The organism is Rhodoferax sp. ZS1R25 (genome assembly GCF_056521335.1).
The window spans coordinates 1756763-1782246 of record NZ_JBWMAZ010000001.1; the positions used below are offsets into that span (position 1 = coordinate 1756763).

Genomic DNA, 25484 nt, shown 5'->3' on the forward strand with positions numbered 1-25484 from the left:
GGTCGTGGGTGGGGGCGGGGAATCAGGCGGCGGCAGCTTGGCCATGCCAGGCGGCGTCGGCGGCCATGGCCAGGCGCCACAGGCGCAGGGCCCGGCCGATCAGCACGCCGCTGCTCAGGCCGTAGATGGCGCTCACGCTGAGGGCCACGGCCGTGCTGTGCAGCAGGGCGGGGTTGACGGCGTTGGTGATACCCACCGCGTACTTGGTGCAGAAGATGGTCATCATCAGCGCCAGTGGGGCCCAGGTGCCGGGCAGGGTGAAGGTTTGGCGGGCCAGGTCAAAGCGGGTGCCGGCAGCCACCGGGCGGCGCAGCACCAGGAAGGCGGTGGTGGCTGCGGCCTTGGCCCAGATCAGCAGCGCCAGGGGCTGGTCGCCAAACACGGTGACCGTGCCATACAGGGACAGAGCCACCAAGGCCAGCGGCATCAGCGTCACGCGGCGCAGGGTTGCGGTTTGGGTCAGGGTCTGGCGCAGGCCCAGCCAGGCCAGTGCGACCAGAAGAAACCAGACCCAGGTGGGGGTGCCGGAGAAGATGCTGTGTGCCATGGTGTGTTCCCTTTCAATGCGGTGGGTGGTGAATCAAGACAGGAGCGACTGTGCCGATGGGCACCGGCCGCGCCCAGCGGTTTGCGACGAAATGCGGTTTGCGTGGCGCGAAATGCAGCCAGGTGGCGCGGCCGTCACAGCAGCTTTCTAGAATCGGGGCATGAAAAGACAACTGATAGCAACGGGCACCGTGTTGGCGGTCGCCTTGGCGGGTGGCGGCTGGTGGTGGGTGCAGCAGGGCAATGCCAGCAAGGTGGAGTACCGCACTGCACCGATCGCACGCGGCAGCCTGCAGGCCACGGTGGCGGCCAGCGGCGCGGTCAGCCCGGTGTCGCAGGTCAGCGTGGGCACCCAGGTCAGTGGCCAGATCCGTGACCTGCTGGTGGACTTCAACACCGAGGTGAAGGCTGGCCAGCTGCTGGCCCAGATCGACCCCGAGACTTTTGAATACCGGGTGCGCAGCGCCCAGGCTGATGTGGACGCCGCCCGCGCCGCGGTGCTGACGGCCCAGGCCAATGCCCTGGCCGCGCAGACCCAGGTGTCGCGCGCCCAGGTGGACCTGGACGAGGCGCGGCGCACGCATGAGCGCAACCTGATGTTGGTGAGCAAGGGCTTTATCGCCCAGAGCGAGGCGGACAAGTCCAAGGCCCTGGTCAACACCAGCACCGAGGCGCTGAAGGCGGTGCAGGCCCAGGTGGGCGTGGCCCAGGCGCAGGTGAAGACCGCCCAGGCCAATGTGGCGCAGCGCGACGCCGCGCTGGCCCAGGCCCGCATTGACCTGGCACGCACGCGCATCACTTCGCCCGTGAACGGCATCGTCATCAAGCGCGCCATCGAGCGTGGCCAGACCGTGGCCAGCAGCCTGCAGGCGCCCGAGCTGTTTGTGATTGCGCAAAACCTGTCGGACATGCAGGTGGAAGCCGCCATCGACGAGAGCGATGTGGGCCGGCTGAAGACCGGGCAAAAGGCCAGCTTCACCGTGGACGCCTTCCCGGGCCAGACCTTTGACGGCGAGATTCGCCAGGTGCGCAAGGCCGCCACCAATGTGGCCAACGTGGTGACCTATGTGGCCATCGTGGGCTTCTCCAATGTGGGCGGCAAGCTGCTGCCCGGCATGACGGCCAATGTGCGCGTGGTGACCGACCAGCGCGAGAGCGTGCTGAAGGTGCCCAACGCCGCGCTGCGCATGCGCATTGCGGGCGTAGAGGCGCCGGCGGTGCCGCAGGGGGCCGCGTCTGCCCCCGCTGTTGCAGCCAGTGCACCCGCCGCCGAGGCCACGGCCGGTGGCCGCCCCGCAGGTGGCCCGGGCACCGAGTTCCGCAACCGGCTGGTGGCTGAACTCAAGCTCAACGAAGAACAAACCACGCGCGTAGACGCCATCTATGCCGAGACGCGGCCCAAGTTTGGCGCGCTGCGTGACCTGCCTGCCGAGGAACGCCCCAAGGCGCGCGACCGCCTGATGGCCGACATCCGTGCCCGCATTGGCGAGGTGCTGACGCCGGAGCAGAAGACCCGCTACGGTGCGCTGGTGGCCGAGAGCGCGGGCCGCACCTCCACGCGTGGCCGCGTCTATGTGCTGGACGAGCAGGGCCAGCCCAAGGCGCTGAATGTGCGCCTGGGCGTGTCGGACGGCAGCAGCACCGAGCTGCTGCTGGGCCCGAACGTGGCGAACGGCGAGCTGAAAGAGGGCGCCGAGGTCATCATCGGCATCAAGGCACAGGCCGCGGCCGGTGCCAAGGGCCCCGGCCCACGCCCCCCGTTTTGAGGCACGGCGCATGACTACCGCCACCGCGCTGATTGCCGCGCGCGACCTCACCAAGACCTACACCATGGGTGACCAGACGGTGCACGCGCTGCGCGGTGTGTCGCTGGACATTGCCGAGGGCGAGATGGTGGCCATCATGGGTGCCTCGGGCTCGGGCAAGTCCACGCTCATGAACATCCTGGGCTGCCTGGACCAGCCCAGCACCGGCACCTACCACCTGGCGGGCGAGGCCGTGCAGGCCATGACCGCAGACGCGCTGGCCAGCATCCGCAACCGGCGCATTGGCTTTGTGTTCCAGCAGTTCAACCTGCTGCCGCGCACCAGCGCGCTGGAGAACGTGGAGCTGCCCATGGTCTACGCGGGGGTGCCTGCCGCCCAGCGCCAGCAGCGGGCCCGCGCCGCGCTGGAGCGCGTGGGCCTGGGCCAGCGCAGCAGCCACACACCGGCCGAGCTGTCGGGCGGGCAGCAGCAGCGCGTGGCCATTGCGCGCGCCCTGGTGAACCACCCGCAACTGATATTGGCCGACGAGCCCACGGGCGCGCTCGACTCGCACACCAGCGAAGACATCATGCAGCTGCTGACCGATTTGAATGGCCAGGGCATGACCGTGGTGCTGGTCACGCACGAGGCCGACATTGCCGCCTGGGCGCGGCGCCGGCTGGTGTTCAAGGACGGGTTGATGGTGGAGGATGTGCAGCAGCCCGCGCGTGCCGCAGCCGTGGAGGCCAAACCGCTATGAACCTGCTGGCCGCTTTGCGCAGCGCGCTGCGTTCGCTGTCTGCCAACACGCTGCGCAGCATCCTCACCATGCTGGGCATCATCATTGGCGTGGCCGCCGTCATCACCATGGTGGCGGTGGGCCAGGGCGCGACCAACCGCGTGCAGGAGCAGATGAAGGGCCTGGGCTCCAACATCATGCTGGTGCTGCCGGGTGGCGTGTCGCAGGCCGGGGTGCGCCTGGGCGCGCAAACCCGCCAGCGCCTGACCGAAGAGGACGCGCTGGCCATCGCGCTGGAAATTCCCGAGGTGCAGGTGGCGGCGCCCACATCGCGCACCAGCGGGCAACTGGTGTTTGGCAACAGCAACTGGGGCAGCAGCATCGTCGGTGTGAACAACGACTACCTGGAGGCGCGCGACTGGCCGCTGGCCAGCGGGCGCGTGTTTGACGCGGCCGAACTGTCCGGCTCGGCCAAGGTGGCGTGGATAGGCGCCACCGTGGCGCGTGAGCTGTTTGGCGAGCAGGACCCGGTGGAGCAGGTGATGCGGGTGCGCAATATCCCCATCACCGTGATTGGCGTACTGGCGCCCAAGGGGCAAAACTCCATGGGGCAGGACCAGGACGATGTGGTGATGATCCCGCTGGGTACGCTGCGCAACCGCATCTGGGGCGGCGACGCCACCAGCCGCCTGAAACGCGTGGGCGCCATCAGCGTGAAGGTGCGTGAGGGCCAGGACATGAAGCCCGTGGAGGACAGCATCAAGGACCTGCTGCGCCAGCGCTTCAAGGTGCAGGAGGGCGGCGACGATCCCTTTGTGGTGCGCAACCTCACAGAAATTTTGCAGGCGCAGGAAGAGTCCAGCCGCGTGATGACGCTGCTGCTGGCCGCGGTGGCCGGCATCAGCCTGGTGATTGGTGGCATCGGCATCATGAACATCATGCTGGTCAGCGTGACCGAGCGCACGCGCGAGATCGGGCTGCGCATGGCGGTGGGCGCGCGCGGGCGCGACATCCTGGCGCAGTTCTTGATAGAAGCGGTGACGCTGAGTGTGCTGGGCGGCGCCATTGGCGTGGCGCTGGGCGCGGCGTCCACCTGGGGGGTGGGGCGGTTTGCCGGGTGGCAGGTGTCGCTCAGCCTGTGGGCGGTGCTGCTGGCCGTGGGTTTTTCGGGGTTTGTGGGCGTGTTCTTTGGCTACTATCCCGCGCGGCGCGCTTCCAAACTGTTACCGATTCAGGCGCTGCGCTATGAATAAGTGAGCTGCTCGCGCAGATAATACGGGGGCTAGAGGCCTATTTTGTTGTTAAACCGGGAGAGAACGTTTTGGACATTGCATTGCTGATCAAGGCCGCCATCATGGGTGTGGTCGAGGGGCTGACGGAGTTTTTGCCGATTTCGAGCACGGGGCATTTGATCCTGGCAGGCTCGCTGTTGGGCTTTGACGATGACAAGGCCAAGGTGTTTGACATTGCCATCCAGACCGGCGCCATCTTTGCCGTCATCCTGGTCTACTGGCAAAAAATCCGTGACACGCTGGTGGCCCTGCCCAACCAGAAGCAGGCGCAGCGGTTTGCGCTCAACGTCTTCATTGGCTTCTTGCCCGCCGTGGTGCTGGGCCTGCTGTTTGGCAAGGCCATCAAGGCGCATTTGTTCACCCCCGCCGTGGTGGCCACGACCTTCATCGTCGGTGGCTTCATCATCCTCTGGGCCGAGAAACGCCAAGCCGCCGGCGGCACCGCCGTGCGCGTGCACAACGTGGACGACATGAGCGCGCTGGACGCGCTGAAAGTGGGCCTGGTGCAGTGCCTGGCCATGGTGCCCGGCACCAGCCGCAGTGGCGCCACCATCATCGGCGGCATGCTGCTGGGCCTGTCGCGCAAAGCGGCCACCGACTTCTCGTTCTTCCTGGCCATTCCCACGCTCATTGGTGCGGGTGTCTACAGCCTGTACAAAGAACGTGCGCTCTTGGCGCTGAGCGACATGCCACTGTTTGGGGTGGGCCTGGTGTTCTCGTTCATCAGCGCCTGGCTGTGCGTGCGCTGGCTGCTGAAGTTCATCTCCACCCACAGCTTTGTGGGCTTTGCCTACTACCGCATCGTGTTTGGGGTGGTGGTGCTGGTCACCGCCTGGACCGGCTGGGTGACCTGGGCCGCCTAAGACCGGGGTGCGGCGCCGGGCCTAGCCCCGGTAGCCGCCAAAGCATTTCACGGCTTCGTCCGCGGGCACTGGTTTGCTGAACAGGTAGCCCTGGAATTCCTCGCACTGCAGGCCGCGCAAAAACTCCAGCTGCGCGGGGGTCTCTACCCCCTCGGCAATCACGGTCATGCCAAAGCTGTGCGCCATGGCCACGATGGCGCGCGTGATGGCGGCGTCGCCCGGGTCCTGGGTGATGTTGCGCACAAAGGCCTGGTCAATCTTGAGCGCGTCCAGCGGGTACTGCTTGAGGTAGGCCAGGCTGGAGTAGCCCGTGCCAAAGTCGTCCATGGCCAGCTTCACGCCCAGCGCCTTGCAGGCGTGCAGCGTGCTCAAGGTGGAGGCCACGCTCTGCAGCGCCATGCTCTCGGTCACTTCCAGCTCCAGCACCTCGGGCGGCAGGCCGGTGTCCTGAAGCACCTGGGCCACGAGCTTGGGCAGGTCTTTGCCAGCAAACTGGCGCGCCGACAAATTCACCGCCATGCGAAAACCGCGGTGGCCCTGTGCCAGCCACTGCGCGGCCTGTGCGGCCGCGGTGTGCATCACCCACTGGCCGATTTGCACAATGATGCCGCTCTGCTCGGCCACGGGGATGAACTCGGCCGGGGAGATCCAGCCCAGCGTGGGGTGTTGCCAGCGCAGCAGCGCCTCAAAGCCCACCACCGCGCCGGTGGCAATGCGGATCTGGGGCTGGTAGTACACCTGCAGCGCACCCAGGCCCATGGCGTGGTGCAGCTCGTTGTGGATCTGCAAGCTGCGCGCGGCCTGGCGGTTCATGGCAGCGTCGAAAACCAGGTAGGTGCCTGGGCCATTGGGTTTGGCATGGTGCAGGGCCGACTCGGCGTTGAGCAGCAGCGCGTGCGGGCTGTCGGCTTGGCTGGGGTACAGGCTGGCGCCCGCGCAGGCCGTGAGGTACAGCGTGTGGCCGCTCACCTGGTAGGGCAGGGCCAGGCGGCGCAGCAGTTCGGTGGCGCGCTGGTCCAGCGCGGCCTCATCTGCCAGGCCACCCATGCACAAGGCAAACTGGTCGCCACCGATGCGGCCCACGCCGTCGTGCAACGTGGGCTGGGGCCATTCGGCGGAGAACAGGTTCAAGCGCTTGCCCACTTCGCGCAGTACCAAGTCGCCCACGCCAGTGCCCAGCGATTCGTTGATTTTTGCAAACCCATCCAACCCCAGGCACAGCAGGGCCACGCTGCTGTGGTGCTCCAGCGCGGTGGTCAGCAGTTGCTCAAACAGGTCGCGCCCCGGCAGCGCCGTGAGCGAGTCGATCTGCATGGCGTAGCGGGTTTCGGTCTGCAGGCGCTGTGCGGCTTCCTCCAGGCTGCTGCTGCGCTGCAGCCGGGCCTGCACGGCTTCCAGCAGCTCGTCGCGCCGGCAGGGCTTGGTCAGGTAGTCGTCGGCACCCAGGTTCATGCCCGCGCGCACATCGGCGCGGTCGGCCTTGGCGGTCAGCATGATGATGGGAATGGTGGCCGTGCGCGCGTCTTCGCGCAGCGCGCGCACCAGGCCAAAGCCGTCCATCTCGGGCATCATCACATCGGTCAGCACCAGGTCGGGCCGGTTGGCCTGGGCCTGCGCATAGGCATCGGCGCCATTGCGCGCGGCCATCACCTCGTAGCCCTCCAGCTCCAGCATCCACTGCAGGTTTTCGCGCAGCGCGGGTTCGTCTTCAGCGATCAGGATTTTCATGGGCTAGTCCTCGGCCGTGCAGCGGCGGGTGGGCAGGGTGACGGTGAAGGTGCTGCCCTGGCCCACAGTGCTGTGCACCGCGATCTGGCCCAAGTGGCAGGTCACCGCTTCTTTGACAATCGACAAGCCCAGGCCCGTGCCGGCAATCGGCCCCACATTGCTGGCGCGGTGAAAGCTCGCAAACAGCTGGGCCTGGTCGGCCTCGGGAATGCCAATGCCCTCATCCCGCACGGTGAACACCAGCGCGCCGTCCAGCTCTTGCACGGCAAACAGCACGGTGCCGCCCTGGGGCGAGTACTTGACGGCATTGGACAGCAGGTTGCCCACGATGTTGCGGATCAGTGTGTCGTCCAGCCAATACAACCGCTCCACTGGCGGCAGGTCCAGGTGCAGCCTTACTTGGGCCAGCTGGCGTGCCATGGCGTTGCGCATCTCGTCCACCAGCGCATGGCAAAAGGTGGCAATGCCCACGGCGTGGGGCTTGAACTCCAGCCGCCCAGCGTCGGTGCGGCCAATCACCAGCACGTTCTCCAGCATGTGGGTCATGCGCTCTACCGCGTCGTCGATCTTTTGCAGTGTGAGCAGTTTTTTGTCGGCAGGCATGCGGTCGTTGTAGTGCTGCAGCAGCTCCACCGAGCCGTGGATGGTGGCCAGCGGTGTGCGGAATTCGTGCGAGGCCATGGCGATGAAGCGCGTCTTCATGTCGTTCAGCGCAATCTGCTGCTGCAGCGCCTGGCGCTGGCTTTGCTCGGCCTGAAGGCGGGCCGTGGCATCCACCACAAACAGCAATGTGGCATTGCGCTGGTTCCATTGGATGACCACCGCCGAGAGTTCCAGTGCGCGTTCCTCGCCCTGCTGTGTGAGCACGCGAAAGCCGTAGTGGGCCTCTACCGTTTCGCCGCGCAGGCGGCGCTGGTGTCGGTCCAGCACGGCGGGCATGTCGTCGGGGTGGATGGTGGCCGTGAACGGTTGCGACAACAGGTACTCCAGCGGGTGACCGACGATGCGCACCATGCTAGGGTTGGCAAACACCATGCGCCCGTCTTGCACCACCACCACGCCCACGCCCACGTTCTCAATCACCAGGCGGTAGCGCGCCTCGGAGCTGCGCATGGCCTCAATCGCCTGGTAGCGCTCAATGGCGGCGCCCACGTGGTTGGCCACAAACACCAGGATGTCGGCGTCAGCGTCGGAGTAGGGCGCAACCCCATCCTCATAGCCCTGCACGACCAGCGCACCGTTGATGCGGCCTTCGACCTTCATGGGCACGCCTAGCCAGGTGGTGAAGGTGAGGTCGCCCGAGGCTTCGGTGATCTCGCCGCACTCCTGCAGGGCCACAAAGCGCTGCGCATCAATCAGCTGCGGGACTTCCGTGCGCAGCACAAATTCGGTCATGCCACGGCTGCGGGGCACGCCGTTGCGCTGCATGGTGTCACCGTCTTTTTCGTCCACGTAGTAGGGAAAGTCCACCGTGTTGTCGCTAGGGTGGCACAGGCACACATAGAAGTTTTTGGCATAGAGCAGCTCGCCCAGCAAGTCGTGCACGGCCTTCAGAAAATCGTAGAACGGCAGGCCCGCCGTGGCACGTTCGGCAATGCGGTAGAACACGCGTTGCAGGGTCTCGGCCTTCTTTTGTTCTTGTGCTTCGCGCTGCAGTTCGCGGGTGCGTTGTTCCAGCCATTGGTCGGCCTGGGTTTGCTGCGCGTCCAGCGCTGCCTGCAGTGCATCGTTCTTTGCCTGCAAGGCCTGGAGCTGCTGTTGCAGCAGGTCCAGTTGCGCTTGCGGGGTGCTGCTCATGGCTCTGCGTCAGTGCGCCATGTTGCGCAGCGCTGCCTCGATGGCAGCCGCGGTGGCCAGCGGCTTTTCCATCGGAAACAGGTGGCTGCCGTCCAGCATCATGATGCGGCCCTTGGTGACCTTCTCGGTCATGGCCATGCCCACCTGCTTCATCTCGGCCGACTGGTCGCCGCCAATGAAGGTGACCGGGCATTTCAGGGGGTGGCGCGCCAGCAGGCGGTCCAGGTTGTCGGGCAGGGTGTTGTAGAAGGCGGTTTCAACCGCGCGGTCAAACGCCAGCACGCGCTTGCCATCGGCGTCCTTGGCAAACGCATCCACATAGTCCATCAGCACTTGCGCATCCCATTTGGCAAAGGCTTTTTTGTGCTGGAAGTGTTCAAACGCGGCCTGCACGCTGGGCCAGTGGTGGCGGCGCTGGCGGCTCACCGCGCCGGGGGAGATGGAGCCCACCAGCTGCGTGGTCTTGGCCAGGCCCAGCACTTGCGAGCGCCAGCCGCCCAATATGGGCGAGTCAATCAGCACCACGCCTTGGGCCAGCTCGGGGTGGCGGGCGGCAGCCATCAGGCTCAGGAAGCCGCCCAGTGAGTGGCCGACCAACCAGACCGGCTCGCCCACCTTGTCCACCACGCGCGTGGCGTATTCGACCAGCTGTTGCACCACGTGGGGCCAGTTGTCGGTGACGGGAAAGCGCGGGTCGTGGCCGTATTTGTCGATGGCTTTCACGGCATAGCCGCGCGCGCGCAGGCTTTTGAACAGCACCTTGTAGGTGCTGGCAGGAAAGCTGTTGGCGTGGGAGAAAACGAGGGTGGACATCAAGAACCGGACTAAATCAGCTTTTCGTCAGGGGTGGTGATTTTCTTGAGTGGCAGGCTGCGCGTGGAGGGCACCAGCAGCGGCACGTTGGTCTGTTCGCCCGACCACATGGGGTCTTCGATGCTGTCAAACACCTCGCGCAGCTTCTGGCCCCAGCTGTCGTGCAACATGGCGAAGTAGGGGTTGTTGTAGTCAATGCAGACCACCTTGTCGGTCTGAAAGCTGTTGGCCTCGTACACCACCAGGTCCAGCGGCAAGCCCACCGACAGGTTGGACTTGAGCGTGGAGTCCATGGACACCAGCGCGCATTTGGCGGCTTCGTCCAGCGGGGTCTGGGGCGTGATCACGCGGTCCAGCACGGGCTTGCCGTACTTCGATTCGCCGACCTGGAAGTAAGGCGTCTCAGGCGTGGCTTCGATGAAATTTCCGGCGGAATACACCTGGAACAGGCGCATGCCTTCGCCCTGGATCTGGCCGCCAAAAATCAGCGACACATTGAAGTCCACACCGGCATTCTTGAGCGCCTGACCGTCGCGCTCTTGCACCTTGCGGATGGCCGAGCCGAGCACGCGCGCAGCGTCAAACATGCTGCGGGCGTTCCAGATGGTGGTGCCTTCATCGGCCTCGTGGTCCTTGAGCCGCTCGATCTGCAAGATCTCGCGCACCGACTGCGAGATGCTGAGGTTGCCCGCCGAGAGCAAGACCATGAAGCGGTCGTTGGGCTTCTCGTACACGATCATCTTGCGGAAGGTGCTGATCTGGTCGAGTCCTGCGTTCGTGCGCGAGTCGGAGAGGAACACTAGGCCGGCGTTGAGTTTGATGGCGACGCAGTAGGTCATTGTCTGGTTCGGTGGGGCAAAGGCTAGAGTGTATCGGGGGTGTGTTGGCTGCGGTGGGCAGTCTTCCCCGCACAGGGGCAGGCGGCGCGGGCCTGGGGGCTCATACGCCTTGCTTTTTGAAATCGCCCCCAGACCCGCGCCGCCCACCCCTGCGCGGGGAAGACATGGGGTTCACGGGACGCGCCGTTGGCGCTGCGTGAACGCTTTCGCCTTTCCGGAGGTGAACGTGACGCAGTAGCAGCGGGTATGGGGTATTCGGCTAGCGTGATTTCAAAAAGCCAGGCGTATGAGCGCTAGCCGAATACCCAATGCCTGCCCCACCCGGAGCGAAAGAGCTAAGCCTTGCTGGCCAGCGCCTTCAATTGGTACAGCGCCTCCATCGCCTCCCGCGGGCTCAGCGCATCGGGGTTAATGCCCGCAAGCGCCGTCTCCACTGCGCTGGCAGGTACTGTTTCTATAGCGGGTGGTGCGGCGAACAGGTCGACCTGCGCTTGCGACTCACTGGCGTGAGTCTCCAGCGCGTCCAGGGTGTGGCGGGCATGGTTGAGCACGGCGGCGGGCATGCCGGCCAGGCGGGCTACTTGCACGCCGTAGCTCTTGCTGGCCGGGCCGGGTTCGATAGCGTGCAGAAACACGATGTCGCGCCCCGCCTCGGCCGCACTCACATGCACGTTCATGGATGCATGGTGCGTGGCGGGGAACTCGGTCAGCTCAAAGTAATGCGTAGCAAACAGCGTGAAGGCCTGGGTCTTGTCGTGCAGTTGGGTGGCAATGGCCGATGCCAGCGCCAGACCATCAAAGGTGCTGGTGCCGCGGCCAATCTCGTCCATCAGCACCAGGCTGTGCGGCGTGGCGCTGTGCAAAATCTGTGCGGCCTCGGTCATCTCCAGCATGAAGGTGGACTGGGCGTTGGCCAGGTCATCCGCCGCGCCAATGCGGGTGTGGATCGCGTCGATCGGCCCCAGGCGACAGGCCTTGGCCGGCACGTAGCTCCCCATACTGGCCAGCAGCACGATGATGGCGACCTGGCGCATGTAGGTGGACTTACCGCCCATGTTGGGGCCGGTGATGATCTGCATGCGCTGGCGGGCACCCAGGCGCGAGTCGTTGGCAATGAAGTTGCCGCTGCTCAGCTCGGCTAGCCGCGCCTGCACCACGGGGTGGCGGCCGGCCTCGATATCGATGCAGGGTTCCGCCACAAACTGCGGGGCGTTCCAGTCCAGCGTGAGCGCGCGCTCGGTCAGTGCGCACAGCGCGTCCAGCGCGGCCAACGCACGGGCTACGCGCGTGAGCTGCGGAATGTGGGCCTGTAGTTGGTCCAGCACCTGCTCGAACAAATACTTTTCACGCGCCAGGGCGCGTTCCTGCGCGCTCAGGGCCTTGTCTTCAAAGGCCTTGAGTTCGGGCGTGATGAAGCGCTCGGCGTTCTTCAGCGTCTGGCGGCGGCGGTAGTCGTCGGGAACCTTGTCCACCTGGCCGGTGGTGACCTCGATGTAGAAGCCGTGCACCTTGTTGAACTGCACGCGCAAATTGGCAATGCCGGTGCGGGCCTTCTCGCGCACTTCCAGGTCCAGCAAAAAGGCATCGCAGTTGGTTTGGATGGCGCGCAGCTCATCCAGGTCGGCGTCAAAGCCACCGGCAATCACACCACCGTCGCGCACCAGGGCAGCGGGCTCGGGGTCGATGGCGCGGGCCAGCAGGGCGGTGGCGTCGGTTGGCGGCAGTAAATGCTCTGCGATATGGGCCAAATAGCCCTCTAGCCCCCGTAGATGTTGCGCGAGCAGCTCTGTTTTTTGTAGCGTCACCACCAACGCCACGAGTTCGCGCGGGCGGACCTGGCGCAGCGCGGTGCGGGCGGTGATGCGCTCCACGTCGGCACAGCCCTTGAGCTGGCCGCGCAGGGTTTGCCACAGGTTGCTGCGCAGCATGCCAATGGCTTGCAGCCGGTGCTGGGCCTCGGTGCGGTCACGCTGGGGCTCCAGCAGCCAGCTTTTGAGCATGCGGCTGCCCATGCCGGTCATGCAGGTGTCCAGCAGGCTGAACAGCGTGGGGCTGTCTTCGCCGCGCAGCGTCTGCACCAGCTCCAGGTTGCGGCGCGTGGTGGTGGGCAGGTCGATCAGCGCGTCGTTGCGCTGCACCTGCACGCTGTGGATGTGGGTGAGCGCACGGCCCTGGGTGTGCTCGGCATAGCCCAGCAGTGCGGCACTGGCGGCGTGGGCCAGCGGCAAGTCTTGCGCGTTCCAGCTGGAGAGGCTCGCGGCTTGTAGCGCGTCCAGCAGCTTGCGCTGGCCGAGCGCACTGTCAAATTGCCATTCGGGCCGCGCCGTCAGGTACAGCGCGTTGCTGGTGGAGCGCAGGCGCTTGAGCCGGTCTTCAAAGGCGGTGGTGCAGCCTGCGCTGTAGGTCAGCTCGCTGGGCGCCACGCGGGTGATCCAGCCATTCACCTCGTCGGGTGCGCACTCGGCCAGGAACACCACGCCCTGCGTGACCGACAGCCAGGCCAGGCCGCAACGGTTGCGCGGGCCCTGGTGCACCGCCATCAGGATGGATTCAGACTTTTCGTTCAGAAGCTCGGCATCGGTCAGCGTGCCGGGGGTGACCACGCGCACCACCTTGCGCTCCACCGGCCCCTTGTTGACGCCGACCTCACCGGTCTGCTCGCAGATGGCCACCGACTCGCCATGGCGGATCAGCTTGGCCAGGTAGCCTTCCATCGCGTGGAAGGGCACACCGGCCATCACCACGGGTTGGCCGGCCGACTGGCCGCGCTGCGTCAGCGTGATGTCCAGCAGCCGCGCAGCCTTCTCGGCGTCGGCATAAAACATCTCGTAAAAATCCCCCATGCGGTAGAACAGCAGGGTGCCGGGGTACTGGGCTTTGAGACCCAGATACTGCTGCATCATGGGGGTGTGTTGCGGGTCGGGCACGGTCATGCGGGGAAGTCTATCAACATCAGCCCCGCCCTCCAGGGCTGCCGACCCGCTGCCGCTACTCCCCGAGCCAGGGCTGTACAAAGGCAAACCAGCCGCCCACCAGGTACAGCAGCACGCTGACGCCGTACACCAACCCCGCCGTTTTGCGCGTTTTCAGGCAGGCGTTGCGCAAGGCCGGGTCGGTGGGGCACGGCGCATGGCGGTTGCGCCATTGCAGCACGCCACTGGCCAGCAGCATCAGGCCGGCAAAGGCAAACAGGCCCTCCTTGTGCTCACTGAGCCACACCAGCTGCGGAAACACCGCAATCAGCGACGACAGTGCGGCCCCTGCGCCGAGCGCCACCAGCAGGGCCGGCAGCGCGCAGCACACCAGGGTGCTGGAGCTGGCAAACAGGCTGGCTACCGAGGTCCACAGGCCGCTGCGGGATTCGACCACGCCGTCGGCACTCATTTGCGCCCCTTCAGTTCGGCCCGGATCTCGGCCACCGACTGCGACACGGTTTCCAGCTTGACCACGTCGTAGCCCGCATCCACGATTTCCGCGGTGATGGCTTTTTCATCCAGGAGCTGGCCCTCTTTGGCCTCGATGGCCACGGTCTTCTTCTTGAGGTCAACAAATACCTCCTTGGTGGCGCCCATTTTGGAGATGCGCTTTTCAATGCCCTGCGCGCAAAACGCGCAGACCATGCCGTTGACGGTGACCTTCACGCTGGTGGCGGCGAAGCTGGGGAGGGCGGTCAAGGCCAAGGCCGCAGCCAGGGTGAGGGAGAAAGTGATTTTTTTCATGGGGTGCTCCGAATCAAAAGATGTACATGAAGTTGGCGCGGACCTGGGAGGCATTGCTGACCCCCAGTTCTACGAAATACCGGTTGTGGATGAGGCGCAGCATGGGCGTGACCTCGGTGGCGTCCGACAGGCCGTTCATGCGCCGCGCCTCCACGATCAGCCAGGGCTGGGTCTGGTCGTAGTCCACCTCGTAGAAGGAGAACCCGAGGCGTGCCGATGCGAAGTCATGGTTGATGCCGTCGGCGCGGTACAACCTGATCAGCGCTGAGGCATACACCCGCGTGGTCTCGTAGTCCACCTGAAGGCCCGGTGTCACCACGGCCTTGGCGCCGCTGAAGTCATTGCCCGTGAGGTTGCCCGCACCGCCCAGGAGCCAGACATTGGCCTGGGCCTCGGGCAGGTTCCAGCGGCTCAGCAGGCGCGTGTAGGTGACCTCGTGGAGCTGCCGGGTGCGGCCCTCATCGTCCGAGCGCATGGCCAGGGTGCTCAGGCCCAGTGCGTCGCGTGGCGTCAGCGCGTAGTTGACGAAGGCTTCCTTCCAGTTCGGTGCAAAGTCGCCCATGGCCATCCAGCTGTCCTTGAAGCCCATGGGGCCGCACCAGGCCGGCAAGGCCAGCAAGGCGCTCCCCAGTGCAAGGGTGATGCGCTGTGCAAGGCGGGCTGTCATCGCACAGGCTCCATCGCATCGACCACCAGGTGGTCGTCGCGCTCCACCACGGTGAAGCGCACCCGGTCACCCACCTTGAAGGCGGTCAGGGCCACGCCCGTATCGACCTTGAACGGCATCGTCATCGCGTCCATGCGGATGCTTCGGATGCGCTGGTGTTGCAGGGTAACGCGAGATTTTTCAGGGTCCAGCTGGACGATGTGCGCACGCGTCCAGTCAGGTGCGGCAAAGGCCGGTACCGCGCAGACCAGCGCGGCCATCCATATTCCATATTTCATGGTGTTTCCAAACAGCGGGGCCGTGTGTGTGCGCAGTCATGGGCACGCCAGGCCCCCAACAATGAACCCGCACGGGGACCGTGCGGACGTGGAGGGGCTGTCGGATCAGGAAATGGGGGGCTTGGCAGCGCGCAGCAGGTCTGCGCTGGCAAAGCGATCGGCCTGGTGGGCCACGGGGGCTAGCGGCCGGGGTGCCACCGCGGGCACCGACATCGAAGGCAGCGCAGCCAGTGTCATGCACAGCTGGCAAGACTGGCAGTGGGTCAGGCTTTTGCCATGCCCTTGCGGTTGGCTGGTGTCGCTTGTTGCGGCCTGGACCAGCATGGGGCAATCGGCCGGCATGGCAGACGCCGCCAGTTGGCTGGTGGCCATTTGCACGGCCATGTGCTCCGCACTCCATCCGCGCAGGGGCAGCAAGGCAATCAGCAGCAGTATGAAGAGGTGGCGCACGCCGGGATGATAGTGCAGCCATTGTTTTTGGGCTGGGCGCAGGCCGAATTTCCGGCCCGCACCAGCGGGTAAATCAGGGGGTGTTTGGATGGCGTGCCCAGATTTCAGGCCCTATCATTGGGAATCACCTCTACAGGCCCCGCCCCACCGCTGTGCAGACCCCACCGGACCCCGTGCCTCCCGCTTCTCCCGCTCCGTGGGTGGGTGGTGGCTTTGCAGCGGCTGGGCTGTCGGGGTCGGTGTTCCAAACTGTTTTTGAATGCAGCCCTGAAGCCATTGCGCTGACCCGCGCGCGCGATGGCGTGCTCATGGAAGTGAACACCGAGTGGCTGAGCCTGACCGGCTACTCCCGCGCCGAGGCGCTGGGCCGTACCGCGGTGGAAATGGGCCACTGGCTGGACCCTGAAGAGCGCATGCGCGTGTTTGCACCCTTGCTGACCGGGGGGCGCGTGGTGGACTGCGATGTCACACTGGTGATGAAGGACCGCAACCCGCGGGTGGTGCGCATGAATGCTGTGCTGATGCAGGAGCAGGACGAGCAGTACATCCTGATCTACCTGCGCGACGTGACCGCTGAGCGCCTGGCCCACGAGGCCCTGCGAGCGGGGGAGCAGGCGCTGGAGCAGGCCAACGAAAAACTCAACCGGCAGGTCAAGCTGTACGAGGTCACCGAATCGGTGGCCAAGGTCGGCCATTGGGTGATTTACCCGGGCGACTCCATGGTGCACCTGTCGCGTGGCTACGGCGAGATCGTGCAGGAGCCTGGGCGCGCTCTGGTACCCAAAGAACGCCTCCTGGCGAACGTGGTGGAAGAAGACCGTGAGCGCGTGCTGCAGGCCCGGGAGCGCATGGACGGCCAGACGGTGGAGTACCGCTTGCTGCGCAGCGACAGCAGCGTGGTGTGGCTGCGCTCGCGCATGCACCGACAGGTGGAAGGTGGCCAGGTGCGGGCCGACTTTGGCATCGTGCAGGAGTTCACCACCGAGCGCCAGGCCCGCCAGGAGCTGGAGAACCAGCTGGCCTTTATTCAGAAGATCACCAGCCGCGCGCCGGGTATGGTGTACGAATTCCAGATGTGGCCCGACGGCCGCTTCAACTTCCCGTTTGTCAGTGCGGCGGTGCAGCAGGTGTTTGGTCTGACGCCCGAAGAGGCACGCAACGACCCCGCTGCCATCATGCGGCAGGTGCACCCGGACGATGCGCCCATGGTGAGCAAGTCCACCTGGGAGGCTACCAAGGCGGCGTCGCCCTGGCGCTGCGAGTTTCGCACCCGCCCGGTGGATGGCAAAGAGCGCTGGGTGCTGGGCTATTCCCTGCCCGAAGTGCAGGCCGATGGTTCCGTGCTGTTTTGCGGCTCCATCACCGACATCACCTCGCAAAAGGAAGCGCTGGCCCGGCTCCAGCTCAGCGAGGAACGCTTTCGCAACCTTTCCGCCCTGTCGTCCGACTGGTACTGGGAGCAAGACGCCGAATTTCGCTTTGTGCGGGTGGACGGCGATGGCCAAACGGACAGCTACCTGGCACCCGCAGACGCCATGGGCCGCACGCGCTGGGATTCGGGCGCGCTGGGGGTGACCGAGGCGCAGTGGGAGGTGCACAAGGCGCAGTTGTTGGCCCATGAAACGTTTCACGACTTTGAAATGCAACGCATCCGTTCTGATGGCACCTATATGTGGGCGTCCATCAGTGGTGAACCGGTGTTTGATATCCACGGGGTGTTCACCGGCTACCGTGGCACCGGGCGTGATATCTCTGCCCGCAAACAGGCCGAGGCCGACATTGAGCGCCTGGCTTTTTATGATGCGCTGACCGGCCTGCCCAACCGCCGCCTGCTGATCGACCGGCTAAACCACGCCGTGGCCGCCAGCGTGCGCAACTGCCACCACGGGGCCTTGCTGTTCATTGACCTGGACAACTTCAAGATCCTCAACGACACCCTGGGCCATCACATGGGTGACTTGCTGCTGCAACAGGTGGCGCAGCGGCTGCAAGAGTGCGTGCGCACCGTGGACACGGTGGCGCGGCTGGGTGGCGATGAGTTTGTGGTCATGCTCGAGGAGCTGGGCATGGACCCGGCCGAGGCCGCCGCCCAGGCCGAAACCGTGGCCAAGAAGATTTTGCAGACGCTGAACCAGCAGTTCGCGCTGGCCAGCCACAACCTGCATAGCTCGCCCAGCATCGGCGTCACGCTGTTTTACCAGCACCTGCACAGCGTGGACGAGCTGCTCAAGCGCGCCGATCTGGCCATGTACCAGGCCAAGAGCGCCGGCCGCAACACGTTGCGGTTTTTTGACCCCGAGATGCAGGCTGCCGCCACAGCCCGTGCGGCCCTGGAGGCCGACCTGCGCCAGGGCATGCTGCGCGACGAGTTCATGCTGTACTACCAGTGCGTGGTGGACACAGAAGGTGTGCCTACGGGTGTGGAGGCGCTGCTGCGCTGGAAGCATCCCCAGCGCGGCATCGTGTCGCCGGGCGAATTCATTCCGATTGCCGAGCAGACCGGGTTGATCCTGCCGTTGGGCCAGTGGGTGCTGGAAGCCGCCTGCGCGCAGCTGGTGGCCTGGAGCGCCAAGCCCCACACGCAGAAGTTGACTATGGCCGTGAATGTGAGCGCGCGCCAGTTCAAGCACCCCGATTTCTCCAACCACATCCTGAACCTGTTGCGCCTGACCGGTGCCAACCCCTATCGCTTGAAGCTGGAACTGACCGAGAGCCTGCTGTTGTCGGAGTTTGACGAGGTGATTGAAAAAATGAGTGAGCTGCGATCCATTGGCGTGGGCTTTTCGCTGGATGACTTTGGCACGGGTTATTCTTCCCTGGCCTACCTCAAGCGCCTGCCGCTGGACCAGCTCAAGATCGACCAGTCCTTTGTGCGCGATGTGCTGACCGACCCCAACGATGCGGCCATCGCCCGCACCATCCTGAATCTGGCGCAAAGCCTGGACCTGGGTGTGGTGGCGGAGGGGGTGGAGACCGCAGGTCAGCGCGACTTTTTGCTGCGCAATGGTTGCAAGGCGTTCCAAGGTTATTTCTTCGGACGCCCGGTGCCAGTGGAACTGTTGCAGTTGCCCAGCCCATGAGTGCAGAGCAGCCCGTGAATCCCGAAACCCCAGAGGTCTTGCAGGCCGAGCTGGCACGCCTGCGTTCGGCCTTGGGCGCGGCCGAGTCCGCAGCGCGGCGCCAGTACGACATGCTGGACGCGCTGTTTGTGCGCAGCCCGGCAGCCATTTCCGTCAATCGCCTCAGTGACGGTTGTTTTGTGGATGTGAATCGTCACTGGGAGCAGGTCACTGGTTACTCCTGGCAGGATGCGGTAGGCCGTACCACGCTGGAGCTGGGCTTCTGGCCCAGCAAGGAAGCCCGCGACGCGGCGTTTTCGCAGCTCACACCGGCGCAAAGCCAGCCCCGGCAAGAAGTGCCCTTCACCACCAAAGACGGGCGCAAAGTGCTGTTCCTGATGAACGGCACCCGCATCGACATTGCTGGGGAACCGCACGCCGTGGTGTACCTCACCGACATCACCTTGCAGCGCGAGGCCGAGGAGGCTGTGGCGGCGGGCGAGCGCGCCCTGCAGCTGGCCAACGAGGATTTGCGTGGCCAGTTGGAGTTGTTTGAACTGACCGAAGACCTAGCCCATGTAGGCCACTGGACGGTGACCCAGGGGCAGTTGCCCGTGTGGTCCAAGGGGCTGTACGCGCTCTCCCACACGCCGGCGCAAGACCGCATGTCATTTGAGGAGGCGCGTGCCCACATCCACCCCGAGGACCGGGCTGCCTTTTTGGACGCGCGTGCCCGCATGGATGGCACCGAGCTCGCTTACCGCTGGATCAACGAGGGGGACGACCAACGCTGGCTGCGCACCCGCATGCGCCGCCACCACCGCAGCGATGGCTCGTTTGTGGACTTTGGGGTGGTGCAGGACTTTACCGAAGAGGCCCATGCCAAGCGCGCCCTGGAGGAACGACTGGACCTGATCCAGCGCCTGACCAGCCGCCTGCCCGAGATGGTGTTCCAGTTCGTGCGCTACTCGCAGCACTATGGCGAGTTCAGCTTTGTCAGCGATGCCTGTTTTTCCATCTTTGGGGTGACGGCAGAGCAGGTGCGTGAGAACCCCAATAGCCTGTTCCGTTGCATCCATCCCGAGGACCTGCAGCACACCCTCGACTCCATGAACGAGAGCGTGCTGAGCGGGACCACTTGGGCCCACGAGTTTCGTATTCGCTTGCCCGACGGCACGGTGCGCTCGCTGTTTGGCAAGGCTGTGACGCTGCCGGAGTCCTCGGGCCACCATGTGGCCTATGGCTCGGTCACCGACCTCAGCGACCACAAGGCCTCGCAGGCCACGCTCTTGGAGAGCGAGGCACGGTTTCGCTCGCTCACAGAACTCTCGTCCGACTGGTATTGGGAGCAAGACGCCGCGTTCCGCTTTGTGCGTTTTGACGGTGCGCCTTCCACGCAGTCCAGCCAGACGGGTGCGGGCCACCTGGGCAAGACACGTTGGGAAATCGGCGCGCTTAACATGACCGAAGCCGACTGGAAGGCCCACCGCGAGGTACTGCAATCGCATGCCGAGTTCCGCGAGCTGGAGCTGCGTGACACCAATGACGAGGGCAACATCTATTGGATTTCTACCAGCGGTGCCCCGATGTTCGATGCCGAGGGCCATTTCCAGGGCTACCGCGGTGTGGGGCGTGACATCACCGGGCGCAAGTTGGCCGAGGAGAAGATCGAGCGCTTGGCATTTTTTGACGTGCTCACGGGTTTGCCGAACCGCCGCCTGCTGATTGACCGGCTGCAGCTGGCGCTGGTCGTGGCCGGGCGGGACCGGGCCGTGGGCGCCTTGCTGTTCATTGACCTGGATAACTTCAAGGACCTGAACGACACCCGCGGTCACGATGTGGGTGACATGCTGCTGCAGCAGGTGGCGCAGCGCCTGGTGGCCTGCGTGCGCCAGGCCGACACCGTGGCCCGCCTGGGTGGCGATGAGTTTGTGATCATGCTGCACAACCTGGAGCATGACCCTGACCGCGCCATTGCGCAGGTGGAGCTGGTGGGCAAGAAGGTGATCGCCAGCCTGAACCAGATGTACATGCTGGGCACGGTGGAGCACCACAGCACACCGAGCATTGGCGTCACGGTGTTTGGGCAACAGCGCCAGACGGTGGACGAGTTGCTCAAGCAGGCGGACCTGGCCATGTACGAGGCCAAGGCCGCGGGGCGCAACACGCTGCGCTTTTTCGACCCTGCCATGCAGGCCCTGGTGGCAGAACGCACCGCGCTGGAACAAGACCTGCGCCACGGCCTGCAGCGCCACGAGCTGGTGGTGTACTACCAACGCGTGGTGGATGCAGAGCGGCGCACGGTGGGCGTCGAGGCCTTGGTGCGCTGGCGCCACCCGCAACGTGGTCTGGTGCCGCCCATGGACTTCATCCCCGTGGCAGAGCAGACCGGGCTCATCATCCCCCTGGGCCAGTGGGTGCTGGAAGTGGCCTGCCGCCAGCTCGCGCAGTGGGCCGAGAGTCCTGCCACGGCCATGCTGTCCATGGCGGTCAACGTCAGCGCTCGCCAGTTCCGCCATCCCGAATTTGCCCCGCAGGTGCAGGCGCTGCTGCGCAAGACCGGTGCGAACCCGCAGCGCCTGAAGCTGGAGCTGACCGAGAGTCTGTTGCTCAGCGACACGCAGGACGCGATTCTGAAAATGACCGAGCTGCAGAAGGTGGGGGTGGGCTTTTCGCTGGACGACTTTGGCACGGGCTACTCGTCGCTGTCCTACCTGAAGCTGCTGCCGCTGCAGCAGCTCAAGATCGACCAGTCGTTTGTGCGCGATGTGCTGACCGACCCCAACGACGCCGCCATCGCCCGCACCGTGCTGGCGCTGGGCAAGAGTCTGGCGTTTGGGGTGGTGGCCGAGGGTGTGGAGACCGAAGGGCAGCGGGACTTTTTGCTGCAAAACGGCTGCACCCTGTTCCAGGGCTACCTGTTTGGCCGCCCCTGCCCTGTGGAAGAGTTGTCCCTGCCGGACCAGCCCAGCAAAGGCGAGGCGCCGGTCTGGGTGATCTGATTACAGCGGTGCGTCGTCGACCGCGCTGTCGCTGGTGGCCTGTGCTTCGGTGGCGGCAATGGCCGCCTGGCGCAGCGCAGCCTTTTCACCAGCGGGGGCGAACTTGCTGTACTTGCCCAGCAGGGTGACCATCTGGCCGTAGATGCGGGGGCTGCCGGCCAAAATTTCGTGCTGCTCCAGAAAATCGGCTTCGCCCGTGAAGTTGCCCACCAAGCCACCGGCTTCGGTCACCAGCAGCGAACCTGCTGCCACATCCCAGGGCTGCAGGCCCAGCTCAAAAAAGCCTTCGGTGTAACCCGCGGCCACATAGGCCAGGTCCAGCGCGGCAGAGCCGGGGCGGCGCAGGCCCGCGGTGCGTTGCATCACGTCGCCCATCATCTGCAGGTACTGGTTGAAGTTGTCGCCTTGGCGGAAAGGGAAGCCGGTGGAAATCAGCGACTCGTTGAGCTGGGTGCGCTTGGAGACGCGGATGCGGCGGTCGTTCAGGTAGGCGCCGCGGCCCTTGGTGGCGGTGAACAGGTCGTTGCGGCTGGGGTCGTACACCACGGCTTGCTCGATCTTGCCTTTGACGGCCAGTGCGATGCTCACGCAGTACACGGGCAGGCCGTGGATGAAGTTGGTGGTGCCGTCCAGGGGATCGATGATCCAGACGAATTCGGAGTCTTTGGCGCCGTGCTCGCTGCCCGATTCTTCGGCCAGGATGCCGTGGCCGGGGTAGGCCGTCAGCAGGGTTTCAATGATCGCTTGCTCTGCAGCATGGTCCACTTCGGTGACGAAGTCGTTGGCCTTTTTTTGCGAAACGCGTACGGATTCGATGTCCAGCGCAGCGCGGTTGATGATGGAACCGGCAGTGCGGGCGGCCTTGATGGCCACATTGACCATGGGGTGCAGATTGAGCGTCATAGATTGTTGGGGGAAGAACTGGGAGGACCGGCTGGCGATGCAGGCGGCGACAATAGCTGTATTTTAACGGCAGGGCCTTGGTTGCGCACCCTAGCGAGCGCATATCGCCCTCAACCAGCCCTTTTTGTCCCCATTTTTCGCATGCAAACCCGCTTCATCCTGATCAATACCAGCCATGCTGGCAATGTGGGCGCCGCCGCCCGCGCCATGAAAACCATGGGTTTTGACGACCTGGTGCTGGTGGCGCCGCGCTGGGCCAATGTGCTGCGCCGCGAAGAAACCATCCAGCGCGCCAGTGGGGCGCTGGACGTGCTGGACAAATGCCGCATCGTGGACACGCTGGACGAGGCGCTGGACGGCATCAGCCACCTGTGCGCCACGGCGATGACGCCGCGTGACTTTGGTCCACCGACCACCACGCCGCGCGAGCACTTCGCCGCGCTATCAAAAGGGGAGCTGCTCACGCAGGAAACACGGGGGCTGGAGGGTGATTTGGCATCCAGTGCGGCCCAGTCCGGTGTAGGTTTTTTGTTTGGCTCGGAGCGCTTTGGCATGCGCAACGAAGACGTCTACCGCTGCCATGTGTGCCTCTCCATTCCCAGCAACCCGCAGTTTGGTTCGCTCAATATTGGCGCGGCGCTGCAGGTGATTGCCTATGAGTGGCGCCTGGCGCTGGGCGGCTTCAATCAGCAATTCTCCGCCGGGCCGCCCCAAGGAGAATTAGCCCCCTCGGGGGGCAGCGACCCGCGTAGCGGTGGAGCGTGGGGGCCACAGCTGGCCGACGCGGCGCAGGTCAGCGGCATGCTCGCGCACCTGGAGCAATCGCTGGTAGCGCTAGGTTTTCTAGACCCCGCCGCGCCCAAGAAGCTTATGCCACGCCTGAATGCGCTGTTCAACCGCGCCCAGGTCACCCAGGAGGAAATCCACATCCTGCGCGGCATTGCCAAGGCCATTCTGCAGCGCGGTGCGCAAGCACCGGCTGTGGGTGGGGGATTGGTGGCGATAGACGGCAAATCGAGCTTGAACGGGTAGACTCTTTCGCATGTTTTCACGCATCCGCTCCGATATCCAGTGCATTCTTGACCGCGACCCGGCTGCCCGCAGCACCTGGGAGGTCATCACCTGTTATCCGGGCCTGCATGCGGTGGTGTTACACCGCGTGGCCCACTGGCTGTGGAACCATGGTTTCAAATGGTTGGGGCGCTTTGTGTCGCACCTGTCGCGGTTTTTCACCGGCATCGAGATCCACCCTGGCGCCAAGTTGGGCGCACGCGTCTTTTTTGACCACGCCATGGGCACCGTGGTGGGCGAGACTGCTGAGATTGGCGACGGCTGCACGATTTACCAAGGTGTGACCCTGGGCGGCACCAGCCTGTACAAAGGCTCTAAACGCCACCCTACGCTGGGCAAGGATGTGGTGGTGAGCGCCGGCGCCAAGGTGTTGGGCGGCTTTGAGGTGGGCGATGGCGCCAAGATCGGCAGTAATGCCGTGGTCGTCAAACCCGTACCCGCAGGCGCCACGGCGGTGGGCATTCCGGCCCGCATTCTGCCCAGCAAGGCCGGGGTGAGTGCCGATGTGACCACGGCCGACCGCAAGTTCACCGCCTACGGCATCACCCAGGAAGACGACCCCGTGAGCCAGGCCCTACGCGGGCTGGTGGACAGTGCCTCCAGCCAGGACCACCAGATTGCACTGCTGTGGAAGGCCATCGAACAACTGTCGGCCCGCGGCGCCGTGGGCGACTGCGTGCCCAGCGATGCCTCACGCAAAGAGTGTTTTGAGGCCGAGAAGCTCAACCAGCTGATTGGCAAGTAGCGGCAGGCTTGTCGAAGCGCAAGCCGAGCACAAACGGCAGCACGATGGCGTAAAAAACCAGGGCCGATAACCAGACGGCGCCGGGCCAGTGCGTCTGCACCGCGAAATAGACGCTGGAGAACGCCAGCGGGCAGGCAATGGAGGCCAGGCTAACGGCCGATGCGAGCACACCCTGGAATTCGCCCTGCTGGCTCTCGCCCACCTGCCGGGTGGCCAAAGACTGCAGCGCCGGTGCGCCAATCCCCCCCAGCGCGGTGAGCGGCAGGATGGCGTAGATCATCCAGCTCTGCGTGGCGAAGGCCATGGCCACCAGGGCGATGCTTGCGGCGGCAATGCCCATCAGAATCGTAGAACGCTCGCCCAGCAGCCGCACGGCAGGGCCGGGAAGGAATGCCTGGGCCAGCGTCTGGCAGATGCCAAAGGCACCTAGCGACAGGCCGATCCACAGTCCGTTCCACTGGAAGGTGTCACTGCCCCAGAGCGCCCAGCAGGTGCCATAGACCTCGCCGGCGGCGCTGAAGCTGAAGAAGATGGAGGCGATGGGCAGCAGATGTTTTTGCGAGAACACCCGGCGCAGCGGTCGCAAGGGGTTCAGTAGGGTGAGGTTCAGCTTCTCCCGGCTGGGTACGCGCGACTCTGGCAGCATGAAGAACGCCAGCAGAAGGTTGCCGGCGTTGAGTGCAGCGGCCGCCATGAAGGGCAGCCGCACCCCATGGTCACCCAGCGCACCGCCCAGCACGGGGCCGATGATGAAGCCCATTCCGAACATGGCGTTCAACAGGCCAAAGCGGTGCGCGCGCTGGTCCTCGGGGGAGATGTCGGTGATGTAGGCGGTCGCCACCGAGGCATTGGCGCTGGTCAGTCCGGCAATGGCGCGGCCCAAGAGCAGCATCCAGAGGTTGGGCGCAAAAGCCAGAAATAGGTAGTTGATGGCCGCACCCGCGATGGAGATCAGCAGCACGGGGCGCCGGCCCACCCGGTCGCTCAGCGCTCCCAGCACCGGTGCGAAGACAAACTGCATGACCGCATACAGCGCCATCATGATGCCGACGGTGGGCGCCAGGTTGTCCGCGTGCGTGACCTCCTGCAGCAGCGCAGGCAGGATGGGAAAAATCAGGCCGAGGCCCACGGTGTCCAAAACAATGGTGGCAAAGACAATGAGCAGAGGTTTATTAATATACTTAGTTTTAATTTGTACTCAGTACAAATAATGTACTCGATACAATAA

21 protein-coding genes are annotated in these 25484 nt (G+C 64.9%); 8 read left to right on the forward strand and 13 right to left on the reverse strand.

Features of this window, described 5'->3' with window-relative positions; all coding sequences use genetic code 11:
- Window positions 1-22: 22 nt before the first annotated feature.
- Window positions 23-547 (reverse strand): DUF6622 family protein, encoded by a 525-nt coding sequence (locus AC097R_RS08405; protein WP_479597630.1) that lies wholly within the window; start codon window positions 545-547, stop codon window positions 23-25.
- Between the two features lie 160 nt (window positions 548-707).
- Here AC097R_RS08405 and AC097R_RS08410 point away from each other — a divergent pair, with 160 nt between their 5' ends.
- From AC097R_RS08410 to AC097R_RS08425, 4 genes are all read left to right on the forward strand, one after another.
- Window positions 708-2312 carry an efflux RND transporter periplasmic adaptor subunit gene (locus AC097R_RS08410; RefSeq protein WP_479597631.1) on the forward strand — a complete coding sequence of 535 codons (1605 nt, stop codon included), beginning with the start codon at window positions 708-710 and terminating at the stop codon, window positions 2310-2312.
- A 10-nt stretch (window positions 2313-2322) separates the two neighbouring features.
- On the forward strand, window positions 2323-3051 hold the full coding sequence (locus AC097R_RS08415; protein ID WP_479597632.1) for an ABC transporter ATP-binding protein: 729 nt from the start codon (window positions 2323-2325) through the stop codon (window positions 3049-3051).
- The gene (locus AC097R_RS08420) at window positions 3048-4283 is read left to right on the forward strand and encodes an ABC transporter permease (protein ID WP_479597633.1); all 1236 of its coding nucleotides are present in this window, start codon (window positions 3048-3050) and stop codon (window positions 4281-4283) included. The genes AC097R_RS08415 and AC097R_RS08420 overlap by 4 nt, the downstream gene beginning before the upstream one ends.
- Window positions 4284-4351: 68 nt before the next feature.
- Complete coding sequence (locus tag AC097R_RS08425) at window positions 4352-5185, forward strand: undecaprenyl-diphosphate phosphatase (RefSeq protein ID WP_479597634.1); 834 nt, start codon at window positions 4352-4354, stop codon at window positions 5183-5185.
- Between the two features lie 21 nt (window positions 5186-5206).
- Here the strand turns inward: AC097R_RS08425 and AC097R_RS08430 are convergent, their stop codons facing one another.
- The 10 genes from AC097R_RS08430 to AC097R_RS08475 form a co-directional block, all read right to left on the reverse strand.
- Window positions 5207-6913, reverse strand: coding sequence for a putative bifunctional diguanylate cyclase/phosphodiesterase (locus AC097R_RS08430; RefSeq protein ID WP_479597635.1), 1707 nt, complete (start codon window positions 6911-6913; stop codon window positions 5207-5209).
- A gap of 3 nt (window positions 6914-6916) precedes the next feature.
- Window positions 6917-8710, reverse strand: a complete 1794-nt coding sequence (locus tag AC097R_RS08435) for a sensor histidine kinase (RefSeq protein WP_479597636.1) — start codon at window positions 8708-8710, stop codon at window positions 6917-6919.
- 9 nt (window positions 8711-8719) lie between these two features.
- Window positions 8720-9523: an alpha/beta hydrolase gene (locus tag AC097R_RS08440; RefSeq protein ID WP_479597637.1), complete on the reverse strand. Its 804-nt coding sequence runs from the start codon at window positions 9521-9523 to the stop codon at window positions 8720-8722.
- Between the two features lie 11 nt (window positions 9524-9534).
- Window positions 9535-10362, reverse strand: a complete 828-nt coding sequence (locus tag AC097R_RS08445; RefSeq protein WP_479597638.1) for a proteasome-type protease — start codon at window positions 10360-10362, stop codon at window positions 9535-9537.
- A gap of 335 nt (window positions 10363-10697) precedes the next feature.
- Window positions 10698-13295 (reverse strand): DNA mismatch repair protein MutS, encoded by a 2598-nt coding sequence (gene mutS / locus AC097R_RS08450; protein ID WP_479597639.1) that lies wholly within the window; start codon window positions 13293-13295, stop codon window positions 10698-10700.
- Window positions 13296-13350: 55 nt separating this feature from the next.
- On the reverse strand, window positions 13351-13746 hold the full coding sequence (locus tag AC097R_RS08455; protein ID WP_479597640.1) for a hypothetical protein: 396 nt from the start codon (window positions 13744-13746) through the stop codon (window positions 13351-13353).
- Complete coding sequence (locus AC097R_RS08460) at window positions 13743-14081, reverse strand: heavy-metal-associated domain-containing protein (protein ID WP_479597641.1); 339 nt, start codon at window positions 14079-14081, stop codon at window positions 13743-13745. The genes AC097R_RS08455 and AC097R_RS08460 overlap by 4 nt, the downstream gene beginning before the upstream one ends.
- Before the next feature lie 13 nt (window positions 14082-14094).
- Window positions 14095-14748, reverse strand: a complete 654-nt coding sequence (locus tag AC097R_RS08465; protein ID WP_479597642.1) for a hypothetical protein — start codon at window positions 14746-14748, stop codon at window positions 14095-14097.
- Window positions 14745-15026 carry a copper-binding protein gene (locus AC097R_RS08470; RefSeq protein ID WP_479597643.1) on the reverse strand — a complete coding sequence of 94 codons (282 nt, stop codon included), beginning with the start codon at window positions 15024-15026 and terminating at the stop codon, window positions 14745-14747. Before AC097R_RS08470 ends, AC097R_RS08465 begins: the two co-directional genes overlap by 4 nt.
- 105 nt (window positions 15027-15131) lie before the next feature.
- Window positions 15132-15476 (reverse strand): hypothetical protein, encoded by a 345-nt coding sequence (locus AC097R_RS08475; protein ID WP_479597644.1) that lies wholly within the window; start codon window positions 15474-15476, stop codon window positions 15132-15134.
- Between the two features lie 152 nt (window positions 15477-15628).
- On the opposite strand from AC097R_RS08475, the gene AC097R_RS08480 reads away from it, so the two are divergent.
- Both AC097R_RS08480 and AC097R_RS08485 read left to right on the forward strand, forming a co-directional pair.
- Window positions 15629-18556 carry a sensor domain-containing protein gene (locus tag AC097R_RS08480; protein ID WP_479597645.1) on the forward strand — a complete coding sequence of 976 codons (2928 nt, stop codon included), beginning with the start codon at window positions 15629-15631 and terminating at the stop codon, window positions 18554-18556.
- Window positions 18553-21537, forward strand: coding sequence for a sensor domain-containing protein (locus AC097R_RS08485; protein WP_479597646.1), 2985 nt, complete (start codon window positions 18553-18555; stop codon window positions 21535-21537). The genes AC097R_RS08480 and AC097R_RS08485 overlap by 4 nt, the downstream gene beginning before the upstream one ends.
- On the opposite strand, the gene AC097R_RS08490 is transcribed toward AC097R_RS08485, so the two are convergent.
- Complete coding sequence (locus AC097R_RS08490) at window positions 21538-22440, reverse strand: inositol monophosphatase family protein (RefSeq protein ID WP_479597647.1); 903 nt, start codon at window positions 22438-22440, stop codon at window positions 21538-21540.
- Between the two features lie 141 nt (window positions 22441-22581).
- Between AC097R_RS08490 and AC097R_RS08495 the strand changes: the two genes are divergently transcribed.
- Together AC097R_RS08495 and cysE are read left to right on the forward strand one after the other, a co-directional pair.
- Window positions 22582-23472 carry an RNA methyltransferase gene (locus tag AC097R_RS08495; protein WP_479597648.1) on the forward strand — a complete coding sequence of 297 codons (891 nt, stop codon included), beginning with the start codon at window positions 22582-22584 and terminating at the stop codon, window positions 23470-23472.
- A 10-nt stretch (window positions 23473-23482) separates the two neighbouring features.
- The gene (gene cysE / locus AC097R_RS08500) at window positions 23483-24256 is read left to right on the forward strand and encodes a serine O-acetyltransferase (RefSeq protein WP_479597649.1); all 774 of its coding nucleotides are present in this window, start codon (window positions 23483-23485) and stop codon (window positions 24254-24256) included.
- Here cysE and AC097R_RS08505 read toward each other — a convergent pair.
- Complete coding sequence (locus AC097R_RS08505) at window positions 24234-25448, reverse strand: TCR/Tet family MFS transporter (protein ID WP_479598110.1); 1215 nt, start codon at window positions 25446-25448, stop codon at window positions 24234-24236. The two genes, cysE and AC097R_RS08505, sit on opposite strands and share 23 nt — an antisense overlap.
- Window positions 25449-25484: the final 36 nt, after the last annotated feature.